This is a genomic window from Kribbella sp. NPDC005582 (genome assembly GCF_040605415.1).
Lineage (GTDB): Bacteria > Actinomycetota > Actinomycetes > Propionibacteriales > Kribbellaceae > Kribbella.
The window spans coordinates 263305-276656 of record NZ_JBEXCU010000005.1; the positions used below are offsets into that span (position 1 = coordinate 263305).

Consider the following 13352-nt stretch of genomic DNA (forward strand, 5'->3'; position numbering starts at 1 on the left):
GATCCGCCCGGTCGCCGCGTTCGAGAGGTGTGACGGCAACCATGGACGGAACAGTGACGTACGACGAGCTGGTGCGAGCGACCCAGCCTCGGCTCGTCCGCCTCGGCCTGATGCTGACCGGGAACCTGCACAACGCCGAGGACCTGGTGCAGACCGTGCTCGCCCGGGCGCACCGGCGCTGGGACCGGATCAGCAGCCTCGACCATCCTGAGGCGTACCTGCGGACCATGGTGGTCAACGAGTTCCTCAGCTGGCGGCGGATCCTCAAGAACCGGGAGCTCCCGCTCGCCGAACCGGTCGAGCGGCCGTCCGGCGAGGACATCGGCTCCCGCCAGGCCCTGAAAGACGCGACCTGGCAGCTACTCACCCGACTGCCGCGGCAGCAACGCGCCGTACTGGTCCTGCGGTACTACGAGGATCTGGACGACGCCGAGATCGCCGACATCCTCGGCGTCACCGCTGGGACCGTCCGCTCGAACATCTCGCGCGCCCTCGCGAACCTGCGCGACCACCTGTCCACCGAGGAGGACGACTGAGATGCCCAAGCTCACCGACGACCAGCTCGGCGACCTCCTCCGCGAGACCTTCGCCGACCACGAGTCCGCAACCGACAGCTTGCCCAAGGCAACGAAGCGGCGGCCGCTCGTCCCGGTCCTGATCGCAGCCGCCGCCGTACTCGCGGTGCTCGCCGGAACCGTTTACACCGTTGGGAAATCCGATCAGACGCCGCCCGTGGCCACGACGAGCCCGACTACCGCGCAGCTGTCGGACGCTGATGTCTGGGCGATCGCGATCCGCCGAATCGCGCAGAAGAACCAACCAGCCGGCGGCTGGAAGGAAGTCCGGCTCTACGACACCTCGATGATTCCCATGAGCCAGCCGTTGAACAAGCCGTCCATTCAGGCAGGCACCTCGTTCGTGGCTGTCGCCGTGGCGCCGCACCAGCAGCAGATCAAGCAGCTTCTCGGCGACCTGCCGGCGGTCGAATGGACCACAGTCAGCCCATCGGGCTGTCCCCGGGACGTTGCCCAGATCAGAGTGCCTCCGATCCGGCAGGACGAGTCCGGCCGCTCGGTGCGAGTCGTCCTCATCTACGGCTGTGCGACCCTCGATTCCTACACCATGAAGGTCAGCTGAGTTCGCTCAGCCAGTCCAGCAACTGCGCGTTGAACAGCTCCGGCGTTTCCTCGTGCGGGAAGTGCCCGGCCGGGGTGATGACCTCGTGCCGTAGCGGCGCCGTCACCAACTCCGGCGGCGTCGTCGCGGTGGGGGAGAGCGCCGGGTCCTGAGCACCGTGGATCTGCAGCACCGGTACGGCGACCGGCGTACGCATGCGAGCCGAGTACTTGCGACCGTCGGGACGGAACCGGGATCGGGCGAACCAGCGGTGGTACTCGAGCGCGCAGTGCGGCGCCGGCCAGACCTGCAACGCAGCGCGATAACGCCGGGACGACTCAGCGTCCGGGAACGATCCGCCAGGTGCCGACCAGTCGCGCAGCAACCGCTCAATATGTACGCCGTCCTGCGCCAGCAACCGCCGTTCCGGCAGCACGGGCAGCTGGAACCACGCCGTACGGGCAACTGCTTTCAGCTGCCCGGAACGCGCCAGTAGCAACGGATGTGGGGCCGACACGGCCGCCAGCCCGCGGACCTGCCGAGGTGCCAGTACGGCGGCCGACCAGCCGATGAAGCCGCCCCAGCCGTGCCCGACGACCACCGCATCGGTCGCGCCGAGCGAGCGGATCACGCCGGAGACATCGGCGGCCGCGGTGTAGGGGTCGTAACCGCGGGGCGTCTTGTCGCTGGCGCCGTACCCGCGCAAATCCATCGCGACCGCGCGGTATCCGGCCGCAGCGACGACCGGGAGCTGATGCCGCCAGGCCCACCAGAATTCCGGGAACCCGTGCAGGAAGAGGACGAGCGGATCATCGGCCGCGCCGCACTCGGCGACGTGGAACCGTGCCCCGTTGGCCGCGACCAGCGAGTGCGACCAGGGCCCGTCGACCAGCAGGTCGACGACACCGGCCGGGCTCAGTCGCCCTTGCCGATCGCCTTGAGGACCTCGACCGACTCCTTCGAGGTCTCGATCGCGCGCTCCGGGCCCTTCGCCTTGCCGAGCGCCCGCTTGCCGAGCAGCACCAGTACGGCGGCGATCAGCAGGTAGACCACGGCGGCGGCCACGAACGCCAGCGCCGGATGCAGGCCGATCGCCACGAAGGCGTAGCCGAGGGCGATCGAGAGCAAGATGATGGCGAGCAGCCCCAGGAAGGCCGCACCACCGAACATCCCGGCACCGGTCCCGGCCGCGACCGCCGTCTTCTTGAGCTCGGTCTTGGCCAGCTCGAGTTCACTGCGGACCAGGTCGGACAGGTCCTTGCTGGCGTTGGCGACCAGCTGACCAACAGTGGGCTCTTCCGCGCTCATGGGGCTCCTTCCGGGCGTCCGTGCTCCCGACACTACCGTGCGTACTTCCGGTTGCGACGGACGAGTAACACCGACGCGACCAGTGCCGCCAGCACGGAGGCAATCAGTACGGCGGCCTTCGCGCGCTCGATCTGGGCGACATCGCCGGGGAACGCGAGCTGCGCGATCAGCAGCGCCACGGTGAATCCGATCCCGGCCAGCACCGACACGGCCGCGACGTCGCGCCACTCCAGATCGGAATTGAGCTCGGCGCGGGTGAACCGCGCGGTCAACCACGATCCGCCGAACACCCCGATCGCCTTCCCGACCAGTAGGCCGGCGGCGATGCCGATCGCGACCGGATCGGTCGCCAGCTGCCGCAACGCGCCGCCGCTCAGCGTCACCCCGGCCGCGAACAACGCGAACAGCGGTACGGCGACGCCCGCGGACCAAGGCCGGAGCCGATGCTCGATCCGCTCGGCCGGTGCGTGCTCCTCACCCTTGTCCGCGACCACGCGCGTGACGAAGCCGAGCGCGACACCGGCGATGGTCGCGTGGATTCCGGACTCGTGCATGAACCACCAGGCCGCGATCGCAACCGGCACGTACAGGAACGGCGTACGGATTCGGTAGCGCTGGGCAACGAACCAGACCGCGATCAGGGCGATCGCGATCAGCAGCGGGACCAGGTGGAAGCCGTGCGAGAAGAAGACCGCGATGACGAGAATCGCGCCGAAGTCGTCGACCACTGCGAGAGTGAGCAGAAACGCGCGCAGCGCACTCGGCAACGACGAGCCGACGATCGCCAGCACCGCCAGCGCGAACGCGATATCCGTTGCCGTCGGCACTGCCCAGCCTTCGGGCTTACCGTTCCGCAGGTTGAAGGCGAGATAAATGATTGCCGGAAGCACCATTCCGCTGATCGCCGCTGCCACCGGTACGACGGCCTCGCTGAGCTTCGACAGCGACCCGACCACGAGCTCGCGCTTGAGCTCGACGCCGGCCAGGTAGAAGAACAGGGTGAGTGCACCGTCGGACGCCCAGGACTCGACCGTCAGCGGCCCGACCTGCAGCTCACGCAGATGGTGGTACGCGTCCTGCCACGGTGAGTTCGCCCAGACCAGCGCGATCACCGCGGCGCCGAGCAGCAGTAACCCGCCGGTCGTCTCGGCGCGCAGAGTGTCGGCGATGAAGTCGCGCTCGCGGCCGAGAAGATTCGGAAAGACGCGTCGCGTGCTCATCCAGTCCAGACGGACGCGTCGGGACCCTTCGGCACGATGCCGGTCGGGTTGATGGTGTTGTGCGTCACGTAGTAGTGGCGTTTGATCTGGTCGAAGTCGACCGTCTCGCCGAAGCCGGGCTGCTGGTAGAGCCGGCGTGCGTAGGCCCAGAGGTTGGGGAACTCGGTCAGCTTGTTCCGGTTGCACTTGAAGTGACCGTGGTAGACCGCGTCGAAGCGCACCAGCGTGGTGAACAGTCGCACGTCCACCTCGCTGAGCGTGTCACCGAGCAGGTACGCGCGGTCCTGCAGCCGCTCCTCGAGGGCGTCGAGCCGAGCGAACAGAGCGTCGTACGCCGCCTCGTACGGCTCCTGGTCGGTGGCGAAGCCGCAGCGGTAGACGCCGTTGTTCACGTCGCGGTAGATCTCGTCGATCAGCTGATCCATCTCGGCGCGGTCCGCCGGAATCAGCTGCGGTGCGTCGGCGCGGTGGTGGTCGGTCCACTCGGTCGACAGGTCCAGCGTGATCTGCGGGTAGTCGTTGGTGACGACCAGCCCGGTCACTGTGTCGACGATCGCGGGCACCGTGACGCGGCCGTCGTACGACGGGTCTGTGCGCAGGTACCCCTCGGACAGGTACCGGATCCCGAGGACCGGGTCCTTGCCGTCCGGGTCGAGCGTGAAGCGCCAGCCCTGCTCGTCGCGGATCGGGTCGACCACGGCCAGGCTGATCGCGTCCTCGAGGCCGAGCAGGCGCCGTACGATCACCGAGCGGTGCGCCCACGGACAGGCCAGGCTGACGACCAGCCGGTACCGCCCGGGCTCGACGGGCCAGCGGCCTTCGCTGTCCGGTCCCTCGCCGGGAGACGACGCGGAAGCGCGGCTGATCCGGTCGGTGAACCGGTTTCCCTGCCGCTTCCACTCGCCGTTCGATCCGCTTTCGTTCACGAACTGTGCGCGACGCATGACGTCAAAACTACCCCGGGACTCGTCACTGGCCGTGAGTCGGTGGCAGACGTTACAGTCGTGCTGACACGGTCATCCGCGACAGCGCCGTCGCTGAGGTCCGAATGCACCCGAGCGATCACGCACGACGTTCGCGGTCAGCGCCCCCGGCAACCGGTTTGCCGGCCAGAATTCCAGGGATACTGAGCTCATGGCCCGCCCACGGAACAACCCCGGCGACCTCGCCGATCTCCCCACGGAGCTGCGGCCCGACCGGCCCAAGGGTGACCAGATTCGCGAGATCCTGGAGAACCTCACCCGCTCATTGGCCGTCGGTACCGTGCTCCCCTCGGAGCGTGTCCTCGCCGAGCGCTTCGGCGTGGCCCGGATGACAGTGCGCCAAGAGGTCGACCGCGTGGTCGCCGACGGCCTCGCCGCCCGCCGCCCCGGCGGCGGCACCTTCGTCGCCGAACCGCGCCCGTCCCGGATGCTGGCCTCCTCGTTCAGCCAGGACATGGTCGCCCGCGGCATCACCCCCGGCGCCAAGGTCCTCGAGCACCGCGTCGGCGCCGCCGACGACGCCCTCGCCCGCGAGCTCGAAGAGCCGATCGGCACCCCGGTTCTGCACCTCGTCCGCCTCCGCACCGCCGACGGCGAACCGATGGCGATCGAGCGCACCGCCCTCTCCCTGCGCCGCTACCCCGGCCTCGAAGACGTCGACCTCGCCCAGAACTCCCTGTACGGCGTCCTCGCCGAGCGCTGGGGCGTAGCCCTCGGCATGGTCTCCGCCTCCATCGTCGCCGCCCCGCCCGAAGGCGACGACGCCGCACTCCTGGAGATCGCCCCGACCACCCCCTGCCTCATCATCACGTCGGCCCCCCGCACCTCGTCCGGCGAGGTCATCGAGTTCGGCCGCAGCACCTACCGCTCCGACCGCTACGACATCACCGTCGCCTACCGCGCCAAGTAACGTCGGTGTCCTTCCCGACCTATCGTTCGAAGGACGCCTTGAGCGCGTCGATTGTGGTGGTCCGTTCCTTCAGGGCGAGTCGTCGCAAGATCGGCGTGCCCAGCCGCCACACGCCGTACGGGACCAGCCTGGCCCGATGCCGCACCACCGTCGTACCGTCGCCCGCCGACTCCAGGTGGTAGCTCGGCCAGCCCTCGAACTTGAACTTGCCGGACTTCGACTTCTCCCACCAGTGGAAGACGATCGTGTGCGGCGCCTCCAGTTCGGCGATCTCGCCCGGCATCGGGCCCTGGCTCGTCTCGTCCACGAACGTCGTACCGACACCAGGCTCGCCAGGAGACGTCTGCCGGGTCCGCTTCAGCATGCTCCCGGAGCCCGCCATCCACGCGTTGTGCCCGTCGATATCGAGCAGCCGCGCATACACCTGCTCAACCGGCGCACGTACCGTGCGCACCAGCTCGAACTCGATGGCCTTCATTCCGTCAGCATGCGCCTCGGCCCGACCCCCGACAAGTACGGCGAGAATTACGCGTTCAGGCTGCGAAGGACGTTCGGCTTCTCCAGCCGGCTCACGATCTCTACCGTCAACGCTTGCACAAGCATCGCGCCGACCATCGTCGACGTAGCGCCGGTCCGCTCCGGACTGGTGTCAACGGCAACGACCGCGTCCCCCGGTACGCCGCAGTTGTCGAGCACTACATCCGCGGTTTCGAACAACCGCTGACCATCCGGAGCTCGCGAAGCTACCGCCGTGGTGTGCGCCATCGACGTGAGCGCGATGACATACGCACCCCGCGCACGCACACCCACCGCAAACTCAACCGGTACGGCGTTCCGTCCGGAATTGGACGCGATCAGCACCACGTCCCCCGCCGCAATGTCGTTCGTCTGCAAAAGCACCTCCGCCAACCCAGGCAGCCGCTCGAGCAGCGAACTCTTCGCCAGCCCCTCATGCAGCATCAGCCCCGGCTCAAGCACCGCCCGCACATCAGCCAGTCCGCCCGCCCGACCGTAGAGTTCCTCGGCGATCAGATGGCTGTGACCGGTACCGAAGACCCAGAACCGGTGACCACTCGTCATCGCCTCGACGACCAGAGCGGCGGCGACCTGGATCGCACCGATCTGGGTCTCCGCCGCGCGCTGCGCGATCGCGAGTGCCTGCTGCATGTACTCCGAAGCCCCGGTCATGCGCGTGAACCTACCGCCCAACCGGCCCCTCGGCGAGAAGCCGAACTAGACCACTTGCCGCGCAACCACTCCGATTGCCTCGCGGTGGTGGGCCGGGCGGTCTACCTCGTCCACGAGCGCGATCGCGAGATCGGCGTACGAGACCAGCTCGCCGGCATCCGCCGGAGCGACTCGATATCCGCCGAGGCGAGCCGGCGAAGCATGGTTGAAGTCACCGGCCGGCGCCACCGAGACCCAATCGAGGTCAGAGGCCTTGAAGGCGTCCAGTGCAGCCTGATGTGCGAGATAAAACGATCGGTACTCGTTCGGATAGCCGTCGGTGTCCATCAGCAGCCGGCCGTCCGCCGTCGGCAGGATCGAGGCCAGCCCGACCCACACGAGCCGCGAGACGCTCGACTTCGTCAGCCCATTCACCAGCGCCGCGGCAGCCTCCGGGAAGAACACAGTCGGGTCCGCGCCACCGTCGTACACGCCTGCGATCACCGCATCGTGCCCGGCCGCCAACTCCGCGATCCGCCCCGCATCCGTCACGTCACCCGCGACAGGACCGGATCGCGCCACCAACGTCACCTCATGCCCTCGCCGTACGGCTTCCGCGGCCGCGGCCGAGCCTGCGCGCCCACGGGCGCCGATCACCATGATTCTGCTCATGCCGCAGACGGTAAGCAGCCACCTGGTTACCAGTTGGATACTCTGAAACGCATGGAGGCACTGCGCGCGGACATGTTCGAGGAGATCTGTCCGTCGACCCTCCTCCCGTTCCGGATCGGCCCGGACAAGTGGTCGGCGGCGGTGCTCCGCTGCCTGGAGGACGGCCCGCGCCGCTTCTCCGAGCTGCGCGTCCCGCTCGCCCGCGTCACCCCGAAGGTGCTCACCCAGTCACTCCGTGCACTCGAGCGCGACGGCTTCGTCCGCCGTACGGCGGAAGCCAGGCGAGTCACCTACGAGCTCACCGACCTCGGCCACGGACTGCTCAAGCAGCTCTACGTCCTCTGCGACTGGAGCTCCGAGCACTGGGACGAGCTGCTCGAAGCCCGCGAAGGCTGAGCGGGCGCAGACCACTGGCCCCACTGGCCTTCTACCGCTGGGCCCGGCAGGGGTTCTGTTCGGCGCAGGAGTAGGTCTGCTGGGCGATACCAAGGTTCCGTGCAACGGGTTGCGTTGGTAGAAAGGGGGTCGGGCGCTCCGACGCGCCGGAAGCCACGAGGAGGAGTCGTCGACGTGCCGAACGCAGAGTCACCGCAGTCCGAAGCCCTGTCGAACCTGATGCACGAAGAACGTCGGTTCGAGCCGCCGGCCGAGCTCGCGGCGAACGCGAACCTGAAGGCGGACGCCTACGACCGGGCCGCGGCCGACTTCGAGGGGTTCTGGGCGGAGCAGGCCAAGCGGATCACCTGGGCCACCGAGCCGACCGAGACGCTGGACTGGAGCAACCCGCCGTTCGCCAAGTGGTACGCCGACGGCAAGCTGAACGCGGCGTACAACTGCGTCGACCGGCACGTCGAGAACGGTCTCGGCGACAAGGTCGCGTACTACTTCGAGGGTGAGCCTGGTGACACCCGCGAGATCACCTACGCCCAGCTCAAGGACGAGGTCAGCAAGGCGGCCAACGCGCTGCTGGAGCTGAACGTCCAGGCCGGCGACATCGTCGCGATCTACATGCCGATGATCCCCGAGACGGTCGTGGCGATGCTGGCCTGCGCCCGGATCGGCGCCCCGCACACGGTGATCTTCGGCGGCTTCTCGTCCGAGGCGCTCAAGGACCGGATCACCGACTGCGACGCGCGCGTCGTGATCACCTCCGACGGCGGCTACCGCCGTGGTGCGCCGGCGGCGCTGAAGCCGGCCGTGGACGCCGCGCTGACCGAGTGCCCCGACGTCCGCAACGTGCTCGTGGTGAAGCGGACCGGCCAGGAGACCGCCATGGTCGACGGCCGGGACCTGTGGTGGGACGACTTCGTCGGCAAGCAGTCGCCCGAGCACACCCCGGAGGCGTTCGACGCCGAGCACCCGCTGTACGTGATGTACACGTCCGGCAGCACCGGCAAGCCGAAGGGCATCCTGCACACGACCGGCGGTTACCTCGTCGGTACGTCGTACACGCAGTGGGGCGTCTTCGACCTCAAGCCGGAGACCGACGTCTACTGGACCGCGGCCGACATCGGCTGGGTCACCGGCCACAGCTACATCGTGTACGGCGCCCTCGCGAACGCGACCACGTCCGTGCTGTACGAAGGCACCCCGGACACCCCGCACCAGGGCCGCTGGTGGGAGATCGTGCAGAAGTACAAGGTCTCGATCCTGTACTGCGCACCGACCGCGATCCGCACGTTCATGAAGTGGGGCAAGGAGATTCCGGCGAAGTTCGACCTGTCGTCGCTGCGGGTGATCGGGTCGGTCGGTGAGCCGATCAACCCCGAGGCCTACATCTGGTACCGCGAGAACATCGGCGGCAACAACGCGCCGGTCGTCGACACCTGGTGGCAGACCGAGACCGGCATGCACATGATCTCCCCGCTGCCCGGCGTCACCGCCGGCAAGCCGGGCGCCGCGATGAAGGCGATCCCGGGTGTCAGCGTGGACGTCGTCGACGACGCCGGCAAGCCGGTGCCGAACGGCTCGGGCGGCTACCTGATCATCGACAAGCCGTGGCCGGCGATGCTGCGCACCCTGTGGGGCGACGACCAGCGCTTCAAGGACACCTACTGGTCGCGCTGGCCGGGCGTCTACTTCGCCGGTGACGGCGCGAAGAAGGACGAGGACGGCGACATCTGGCTGCTCGGCCGCGTCGACGACGTGATGAACGTGTCCGGCCACCGCCTGTCCACCACCGAGATCGAGTCCGCCCTGGTCTCGCACCCGAAGGTCGCCGAGGCCGCCGTCGTCGGCGCCTCCGACCCGACCACCGGCCAGGCCATCGCCGCCTTCGTCATCCTCCGCTCCGAAGCCGGTGACGGCGGCCCCGACGTCGTCCAGGAGCTCCGCAACCACGTCGCCAAGGAGATCGGCCCGATCGCCAAGCCCCGCCAGATCATGGTCGTCGCCGAACTCCCCAAGACCCGCTCCGGCAAGATCATGCGCCGCCTGCTCCGCGACGTCGCCGAGAACCGCGAGGTCGGCGACGTCACCACCCTCGCCGACTCCACCGTCATGGACCTGATCAAAACCAACCTCGACGCCGGCAAGTCCGACGAGGACTGAGTCCCACAAGGAACAACAGACCCCGTACGCCGAGCTTCGGCGTACGGGGTCTGTGCGTTCAGCTCGCCGGCTCAGCCCCGCCGGCCGGCCCGAGCGGCGAACTCGTCGAGAGCGGAGAGAACTTCTGGCGCCTGCCACAACCTGTTGCGTTTCTTGTCGCTGAACTCCTTGATGACTCCCGCCGATGCGAGTTGCGCCAGAGCGCGGCTGACGTTCGCCGGGCTGACCTCCAGCTCCCGCTCGAGCAGAGCCGTGTCGACGACCGGTTGCCGAAGCAGCAATTCCATGATTCGCCAGATCACGGCGTCGCGGCGCGCCTCGATCTGCTCGGACCACCGCTCCCGTGCAGCCTTGAGATCCGCCACGAGGAGCCGGCCGTTCGTGATCGCGGTGAAGGTTGCCTCGGCTGTCAGCGTGACGATGGCCGCAGGATCGCCCCTGCGGTAAGCGGTGAGCGCATCGAAGTACCCGTCGGTGTCGGTGAGCAAGCCGGCCGATACCGGAATCGTCACGTTCCGAGTCAGGCCCCGGTGTCGCAGGATCGCGTGGATGAGAGCTCTTCCGGTTCGTCCGTTGCCGTCGGGGAAGGGATGGATGGTCTCGAACTGGGCATGGATGAGTGCCGCGTGCACCAGCACAGGGATGTCGCGCCGCCGGGAGAACTCGATCAGATCGGCCATCGCCGCAGGGACCCGGTCCTGGTGCGGCGGCACGAAGGCAGCTTGGTGCGGGCCGTAGTCGTTGCCGCCGATCCACACCTGCTGGTCCCGCCACCGCCCGACGATCTTGGGCTGATGGTCGATCAGCAACGCGGAGTGCATCGCGAGGACAGCCTTCTCGTCGATGCGATCGGAGAGGTCGATGGCCGCCTTCATGGCATGGACGTTGGCAACGATCTCGGCCGCGTTCTGTCGTTTGTCACTGCCCAACTCGGCCAGCGCGATCGCCCGGGCGCTCGAGGTCAGATTCTCGATCCGTGAGGAGGACGCCGACTCCGATCGCAGCAGGATGGCCGCGAACGGCGCGACCTCGGCACCCAGCTCCGCGTCGAATCTGGCGATCTCGGTAGATGCCTCGTCGGCGAGAGCGAGTGTCTTGCTCGGTAGCTCGACCTCGATCGTGGCGATGGCCGGCGTGACCGCGGAACGGTAAGGCCCGGCGTGACGCTCGCGCACCGAGCGAGACACCAGATCGTCGGGAATGCTGGAGATCCAGGGGTGCGGCTCGCTCGTGAGCTCCGGCCACCTCTGGGCATGCTTCGACGGACTATCCGATGACATCACCTGAGCATAACTGCGGATAGCGCATTATCCAATACTAAGAGAGTGGCTTATGATCGGATAACGCGATATCCAATCACAAGGAGCCGGTTAGTTGCGGAAGCGGATCGAGCAGACCAATCAGGAGCGGTGGACGGGATGACGGCGGTTCTTGCGATCGTGCATGCCGGGCTGGCCGCGGCCTGGGTCGGCGGGATGGCGTACTCGCTGTTCGTCGTGCAGCCCAAGCTCAAGCGGTACTTCGGTGCGGACGCGGCCGGCCGGGAGGCGCTGACGACGGTGATTGCCTCCGGCAACCGATGGAAGGTGGTCGGGCTGATCGCGGCGATCGCGGTGAGCGGGCTGGGGCTGTTGCTGCTCGGCGACGCGGCGAACTGGTGGATCCACGCGATCAAGGGCGTGCTGTTGCTGATGGCAACGGGGATTTTCTGGTACGTCTCCTGGAAACACTGGCCGGTCCGTGTCTTCGCCACTGCCGCGGAGGTGCCCGCGCTGCACCGCCGGCTGATCGTTCTGGCCACGACCATGCTCGGACTGGCCGGTCTCGCGTTCGCGCTCGGAGTGCTCGCGAACCACTTATGACGTTCACCACTGGGCCGTAGGAGAACGCCGCTCGATGTGCCAGGATCGAGCTTCTCGTCGACGGAGGTGATCGCGTTGGAGCAGGAGACCCTGCAACTGCTGGTGAGCATGCACCGGATCGTCCGGCACTTGCGCCGGAGCCGAACCGCCGTGATGCATCCGACCCAGTTCCTGGCGTTGATGCTGATCTCCGACGAGCAACCGATCCGGATCGGCGAGATCGCGGCCCGCGTCCCCTGTTCGCAGCCGACCGCCACGACCACGGTCGCGGCGCTGGAAGAGGCCGGCCTGGTACGCCGTGAGCCGGATCCCGTCGACGGTCGCGCCACTGCCGTCGTACTGACCGAGGCCGGCGCGACGACCGTGGCCGAGTCCGGCCGGCAGGCGGCCGAGGAACTGTCTAAGCTGCTGCACCGCCTCGATCCGGACGAACGCCTCCTCGTTCTCCAGGCCGGCGAGCTCCTCGACCGGCTGGCCCGCGACCTCTGAGGCGGAGTAGACGAATTCGGCTGAGCCCGAAGGGATGATTCGTCGCAGACCGAAGGTCTCGTGACGGCCCTGGACCGGGGGCAGAATTCTGGCATGATCCAGATTCATTTCAGTGCGGCCGACCTCGGACGGGTGGTGTTCCCCGCGGATCCCGAGCCGTTGTGGGAGGCGGCGCTGGCGGCCCGGGCACTCAGTGCCGCCGGGGCCCGGGACAGTCTTCCGCCGGTCGCGCGACGGTGGCGGCAGGCGGCGGCTCCGCTGGTGTCGCCCTCCATGCGGCCGCTGTTCAAGCTGATCGCCCCGAGTGGCTGGTTTCCCGACTTTCTGACGCCCACGGTGTCGACTCCGGGTGTGAAGCCGGCTGCCGAGCTGCTCGCCGAGACCCCGGCCGAGGTCTTCCGCGAGGAGCTCGACGAGCGTTTCCCCCGCGACATCGACCCGTACCTGCACGGCCTCCGCTCCGGTCAGCCTGCCGCCCGCCAAGCCCTCGGCACCGCAGTGGTGGACTTCCACCAGCAGGTGCTCGCTCAGTCCTCCGAAGAACTCTCCCGCCGGTACGCCGGTGATCTCGCCCAGCGGGCGCATACCCTCATGCACGGCGGTGCCGAGGCGCTGCTCAGCAGCCTGCATTCCGACGTCGAGTGGTCTGCTCCGGTCCTGACCGTGCACACCCTGCGCGCCAGCCAGAACCTCGACGTCCACCTCCGCGGCCGCGGGCTGCAGCTCTACCCGTCGCCTCTGATCGCCGAGTGCCTGGTCGACGACGATCCTCGCCGCCGTCCCATCCTCATCTACCCCTGCGCCGACGGAGCCGCCGCCGAACCGCACGACCCCGACAGCGACTCGCTCGCCGCGCTCCTCGGTCGCACCAGGGCCGCCGTACTGCGTGCTCTGATCACTCCGGGCAGTACGACTCAACTGGCTCGCCGGGTGCGCATCTCGCTGGCCTCGGCCTCCGAGCACACCCGCATCCTGCGAGCCGCGGCCCTGATCACCACCCATCGCTCCCAGGGCACCTCCCTGCACTCACTCACGCCCACCGCCCACACCCTGTTGATGCAGAACAGCTGAGAGC

16 protein-coding genes are annotated in these 13352 nt (G+C 68.1%); 8 read left to right on the forward strand and 8 right to left on the reverse strand.

Annotated elements, in window-relative coordinates; all coding sequences use genetic code 11:
• Window positions 1-41 precede the first annotated feature (41 nt).
• Together ABZS29_RS27735 and ABZS29_RS27740 are read left to right on the forward strand one after the other, a co-directional pair.
• Window positions 42-536 (forward strand): SigE family RNA polymerase sigma factor, encoded by a 495-nt coding sequence (locus ABZS29_RS27735; protein WP_355466047.1) that lies wholly within the window; start codon window positions 42-44, stop codon window positions 534-536.
• 1 nt (window position 537) lies between these two features.
• Complete coding sequence (locus ABZS29_RS27740) at window positions 538-1137, forward strand: hypothetical protein (protein WP_355466048.1); 600 nt, start codon at window positions 538-540, stop codon at window positions 1135-1137.
• Here the strand turns inward: ABZS29_RS27740 and ABZS29_RS27745 are convergent.
• Genes ABZS29_RS27745 through ABZS29_RS27760 form a run of 4 tightly spaced genes read right to left on the reverse strand, consistent with a single transcriptional unit; the run spans window position 1130 to window position 4588 of the window.
• Window positions 1130-2035, reverse strand: a complete 906-nt coding sequence (locus ABZS29_RS27745; RefSeq protein WP_355466615.1) for an alpha/beta hydrolase — start codon at window positions 2033-2035, stop codon at window positions 1130-1132. The genes ABZS29_RS27740 and ABZS29_RS27745 overlap by 8 nt on opposite strands.
• On the reverse strand, window positions 2032-2424 hold the full coding sequence (locus ABZS29_RS27750) for a phage holin family protein (RefSeq protein ID WP_355466050.1): 393 nt from the start codon (window positions 2422-2424) through the stop codon (window positions 2032-2034). The genes ABZS29_RS27745 and ABZS29_RS27750 overlap by 4 nt, the downstream gene beginning before the upstream one ends.
• 32 nt (window positions 2425-2456) lie before the next feature.
• Window positions 2457-3644 carry a Na+/H+ antiporter NhaA gene (gene nhaA / locus ABZS29_RS27755; protein WP_355466052.1) on the reverse strand — a complete coding sequence of 396 codons (1188 nt, stop codon included), beginning with the start codon at window positions 3642-3644 and terminating at the stop codon, window positions 2457-2459.
• On the reverse strand, window positions 3641-4588 hold the full coding sequence (locus ABZS29_RS27760) for a glutathione S-transferase C-terminal domain-containing protein (protein ID WP_355466053.1): 948 nt from the start codon (window positions 4586-4588) through the stop codon (window positions 3641-3643). The genes nhaA and ABZS29_RS27760 overlap by 4 nt, the downstream gene beginning before the upstream one ends.
• Before the next feature lie 190 nt (window positions 4589-4778).
• On the opposite strand from ABZS29_RS27760, the gene ABZS29_RS27765 reads away from it, so the two are divergent.
• Window positions 4779-5537, forward strand: a complete 759-nt coding sequence (locus ABZS29_RS27765) for a GntR family transcriptional regulator (protein ID WP_355466055.1) — start codon at window positions 4779-4781, stop codon at window positions 5535-5537.
• Window positions 5538-5556: 19 nt separating this feature from the next.
• Here the strand turns inward: ABZS29_RS27765 and ABZS29_RS27770 are convergent, their stop codons facing one another.
• The 3 genes from ABZS29_RS27770 to ABZS29_RS27780 are packed head-to-tail and all read right to left on the reverse strand — an operon-like array spanning window position 5557 to window position 7376.
• Window positions 5557-6015 (reverse strand): SRPBCC family protein, encoded by a 459-nt coding sequence (locus tag ABZS29_RS27770; RefSeq protein WP_355466057.1) that lies wholly within the window; start codon window positions 6013-6015, stop codon window positions 5557-5559.
• Window positions 6016-6062: 47 nt separating this feature from the next.
• Window positions 6063-6725 (reverse strand): SIS domain-containing protein, encoded by a 663-nt coding sequence (locus tag ABZS29_RS27775; RefSeq protein ID WP_355466059.1) that lies wholly within the window; start codon window positions 6723-6725, stop codon window positions 6063-6065.
• A gap of 45 nt (window positions 6726-6770) precedes the next feature.
• Window positions 6771-7376: an NAD(P)H-binding protein gene (locus ABZS29_RS27780; protein ID WP_355466060.1), complete on the reverse strand. Its 606-nt coding sequence runs from the start codon at window positions 7374-7376 to the stop codon at window positions 6771-6773.
• A gap of 51 nt (window positions 7377-7427) precedes the next feature.
• Between ABZS29_RS27780 and ABZS29_RS27785 the strand changes: the two genes are divergently transcribed.
• A complete protein-coding gene (locus ABZS29_RS27785) occupies window positions 7428-7772 on the forward strand; it encodes a helix-turn-helix domain-containing protein (RefSeq protein ID WP_355466062.1) in 345 nt (114 codons plus the stop codon).
• A 219-nt stretch (window positions 7773-7991) separates the two neighbouring features.
• Window positions 7992-9926, forward strand: coding sequence for an acetate--CoA ligase (acs, locus tag ABZS29_RS27790; RefSeq protein WP_355466617.1), 1935 nt, complete (start codon window positions 7992-7994; stop codon window positions 9924-9926).
• Between the two features lie 71 nt (window positions 9927-9997).
• On the opposite strand, the gene ABZS29_RS27795 is transcribed toward acs, so the two are convergent.
• Window positions 9998-11206: a Fic family protein gene (locus tag ABZS29_RS27795; protein ID WP_355466064.1), complete on the reverse strand. Its 1209-nt coding sequence runs from the start codon at window positions 11204-11206 to the stop codon at window positions 9998-10000.
• 138 nt (window positions 11207-11344) lie between these two features.
• On the opposite strand from ABZS29_RS27795, the gene ABZS29_RS27800 reads away from it, so the two are divergent.
• The 3 genes from ABZS29_RS27800 (at window position 11345) to ABZS29_RS27810 (ending at window position 13348) form a co-directional block, all read left to right on the forward strand.
• On the forward strand, window positions 11345-11788 hold the full coding sequence (locus ABZS29_RS27800; protein ID WP_355466066.1) for a hypothetical protein: 444 nt from the start codon (window positions 11345-11347) through the stop codon (window positions 11786-11788).
• Between the two features lie 66 nt (window positions 11789-11854).
• Entirely contained in the window at window positions 11855-12277 is a 423-nt protein-coding gene (locus ABZS29_RS27805; RefSeq protein ID WP_355466619.1) for a MarR family transcriptional regulator, read from the forward strand.
• 93 nt (window positions 12278-12370) lie between these two features.
• A complete protein-coding gene (locus tag ABZS29_RS27810) occupies window positions 12371-13348 on the forward strand; it encodes a winged helix-turn-helix domain-containing protein (protein ID WP_355466068.1) in 978 nt (325 codons plus the stop codon).
• Window positions 13349-13352: the final 4 nt, after the last annotated feature.

Coding starts and splice junctions, on each gene's coding strand:
- nhaA (WP_355466052.1), bottom strand. CDS start 3,644: ATGAGCACGCGACGCGTCTTTCCGAATCTTCTCGGCCGCGAGCGCGAC.
- ABZS29_RS27735 (WP_355466047.1), top strand. CDS start 42: ATGGACGGAACAGTGACGTACGACGAGCTGGTGCGAGCGACCCAGCCT.
- ABZS29_RS27775 (WP_355466059.1), bottom strand. CDS start 6,725: ATGACCGGGGCTTCGGAGTACATGCAGCAGGCACTCGCGATCGCGCAG.
- ABZS29_RS27780 (WP_355466060.1), bottom strand. CDS start 7,376: ATGAGCAGAATCATGGTGATCGGCGCCCGTGGGCGCGCAGGCTCGGCC.
- ABZS29_RS27810 (WP_355466068.1), top strand. CDS start 12,371: ATGATCCAGATTCATTTCAGTGCGGCCGACCTCGGACGGGTGGTGTTC.
- ABZS29_RS27765 (WP_355466055.1), top strand. CDS start 4,779: ATGGCCCGCCCACGGAACAACCCCGGCGACCTCGCCGATCTCCCCACG.
- ABZS29_RS27760 (WP_355466053.1), bottom strand. CDS start 4,588: ATGCGTCGCGCACAGTTCGTGAACGAAAGCGGATCGAACGGCGAGTGG.
- acs (WP_355466617.1), top strand. CDS start 7,992: ATGCACGAAGAACGTCGGTTCGAGCCGCCGGCCGAGCTCGCGGCGAAC.
- ABZS29_RS27740 (WP_355466048.1), top strand. CDS start 538: ATGCCCAAGCTCACCGACGACCAGCTCGGCGACCTCCTCCGCGAGACC.
- ABZS29_RS27750 (WP_355466050.1), bottom strand. CDS start 2,424: ATGAGCGCGGAAGAGCCCACTGTTGGTCAGCTGGTCGCCAACGCCAGC.
- ABZS29_RS27785 (WP_355466062.1), top strand. CDS start 7,428: ATGGAGGCACTGCGCGCGGACATGTTCGAGGAGATCTGTCCGTCGACC.
- ABZS29_RS27795 (WP_355466064.1), bottom strand. CDS start 11,206: ATGTCATCGGATAGTCCGTCGAAGCATGCCCAGAGGTGGCCGGAGCTC.
- ABZS29_RS27770 (WP_355466057.1), bottom strand. CDS start 6,015: ATGAAGGCCATCGAGTTCGAGCTGGTGCGCACGGTACGTGCGCCGGTT.
- ABZS29_RS27800 (WP_355466066.1), top strand. CDS start 11,345: ATGACGGCGGTTCTTGCGATCGTGCATGCCGGGCTGGCCGCGGCCTGG.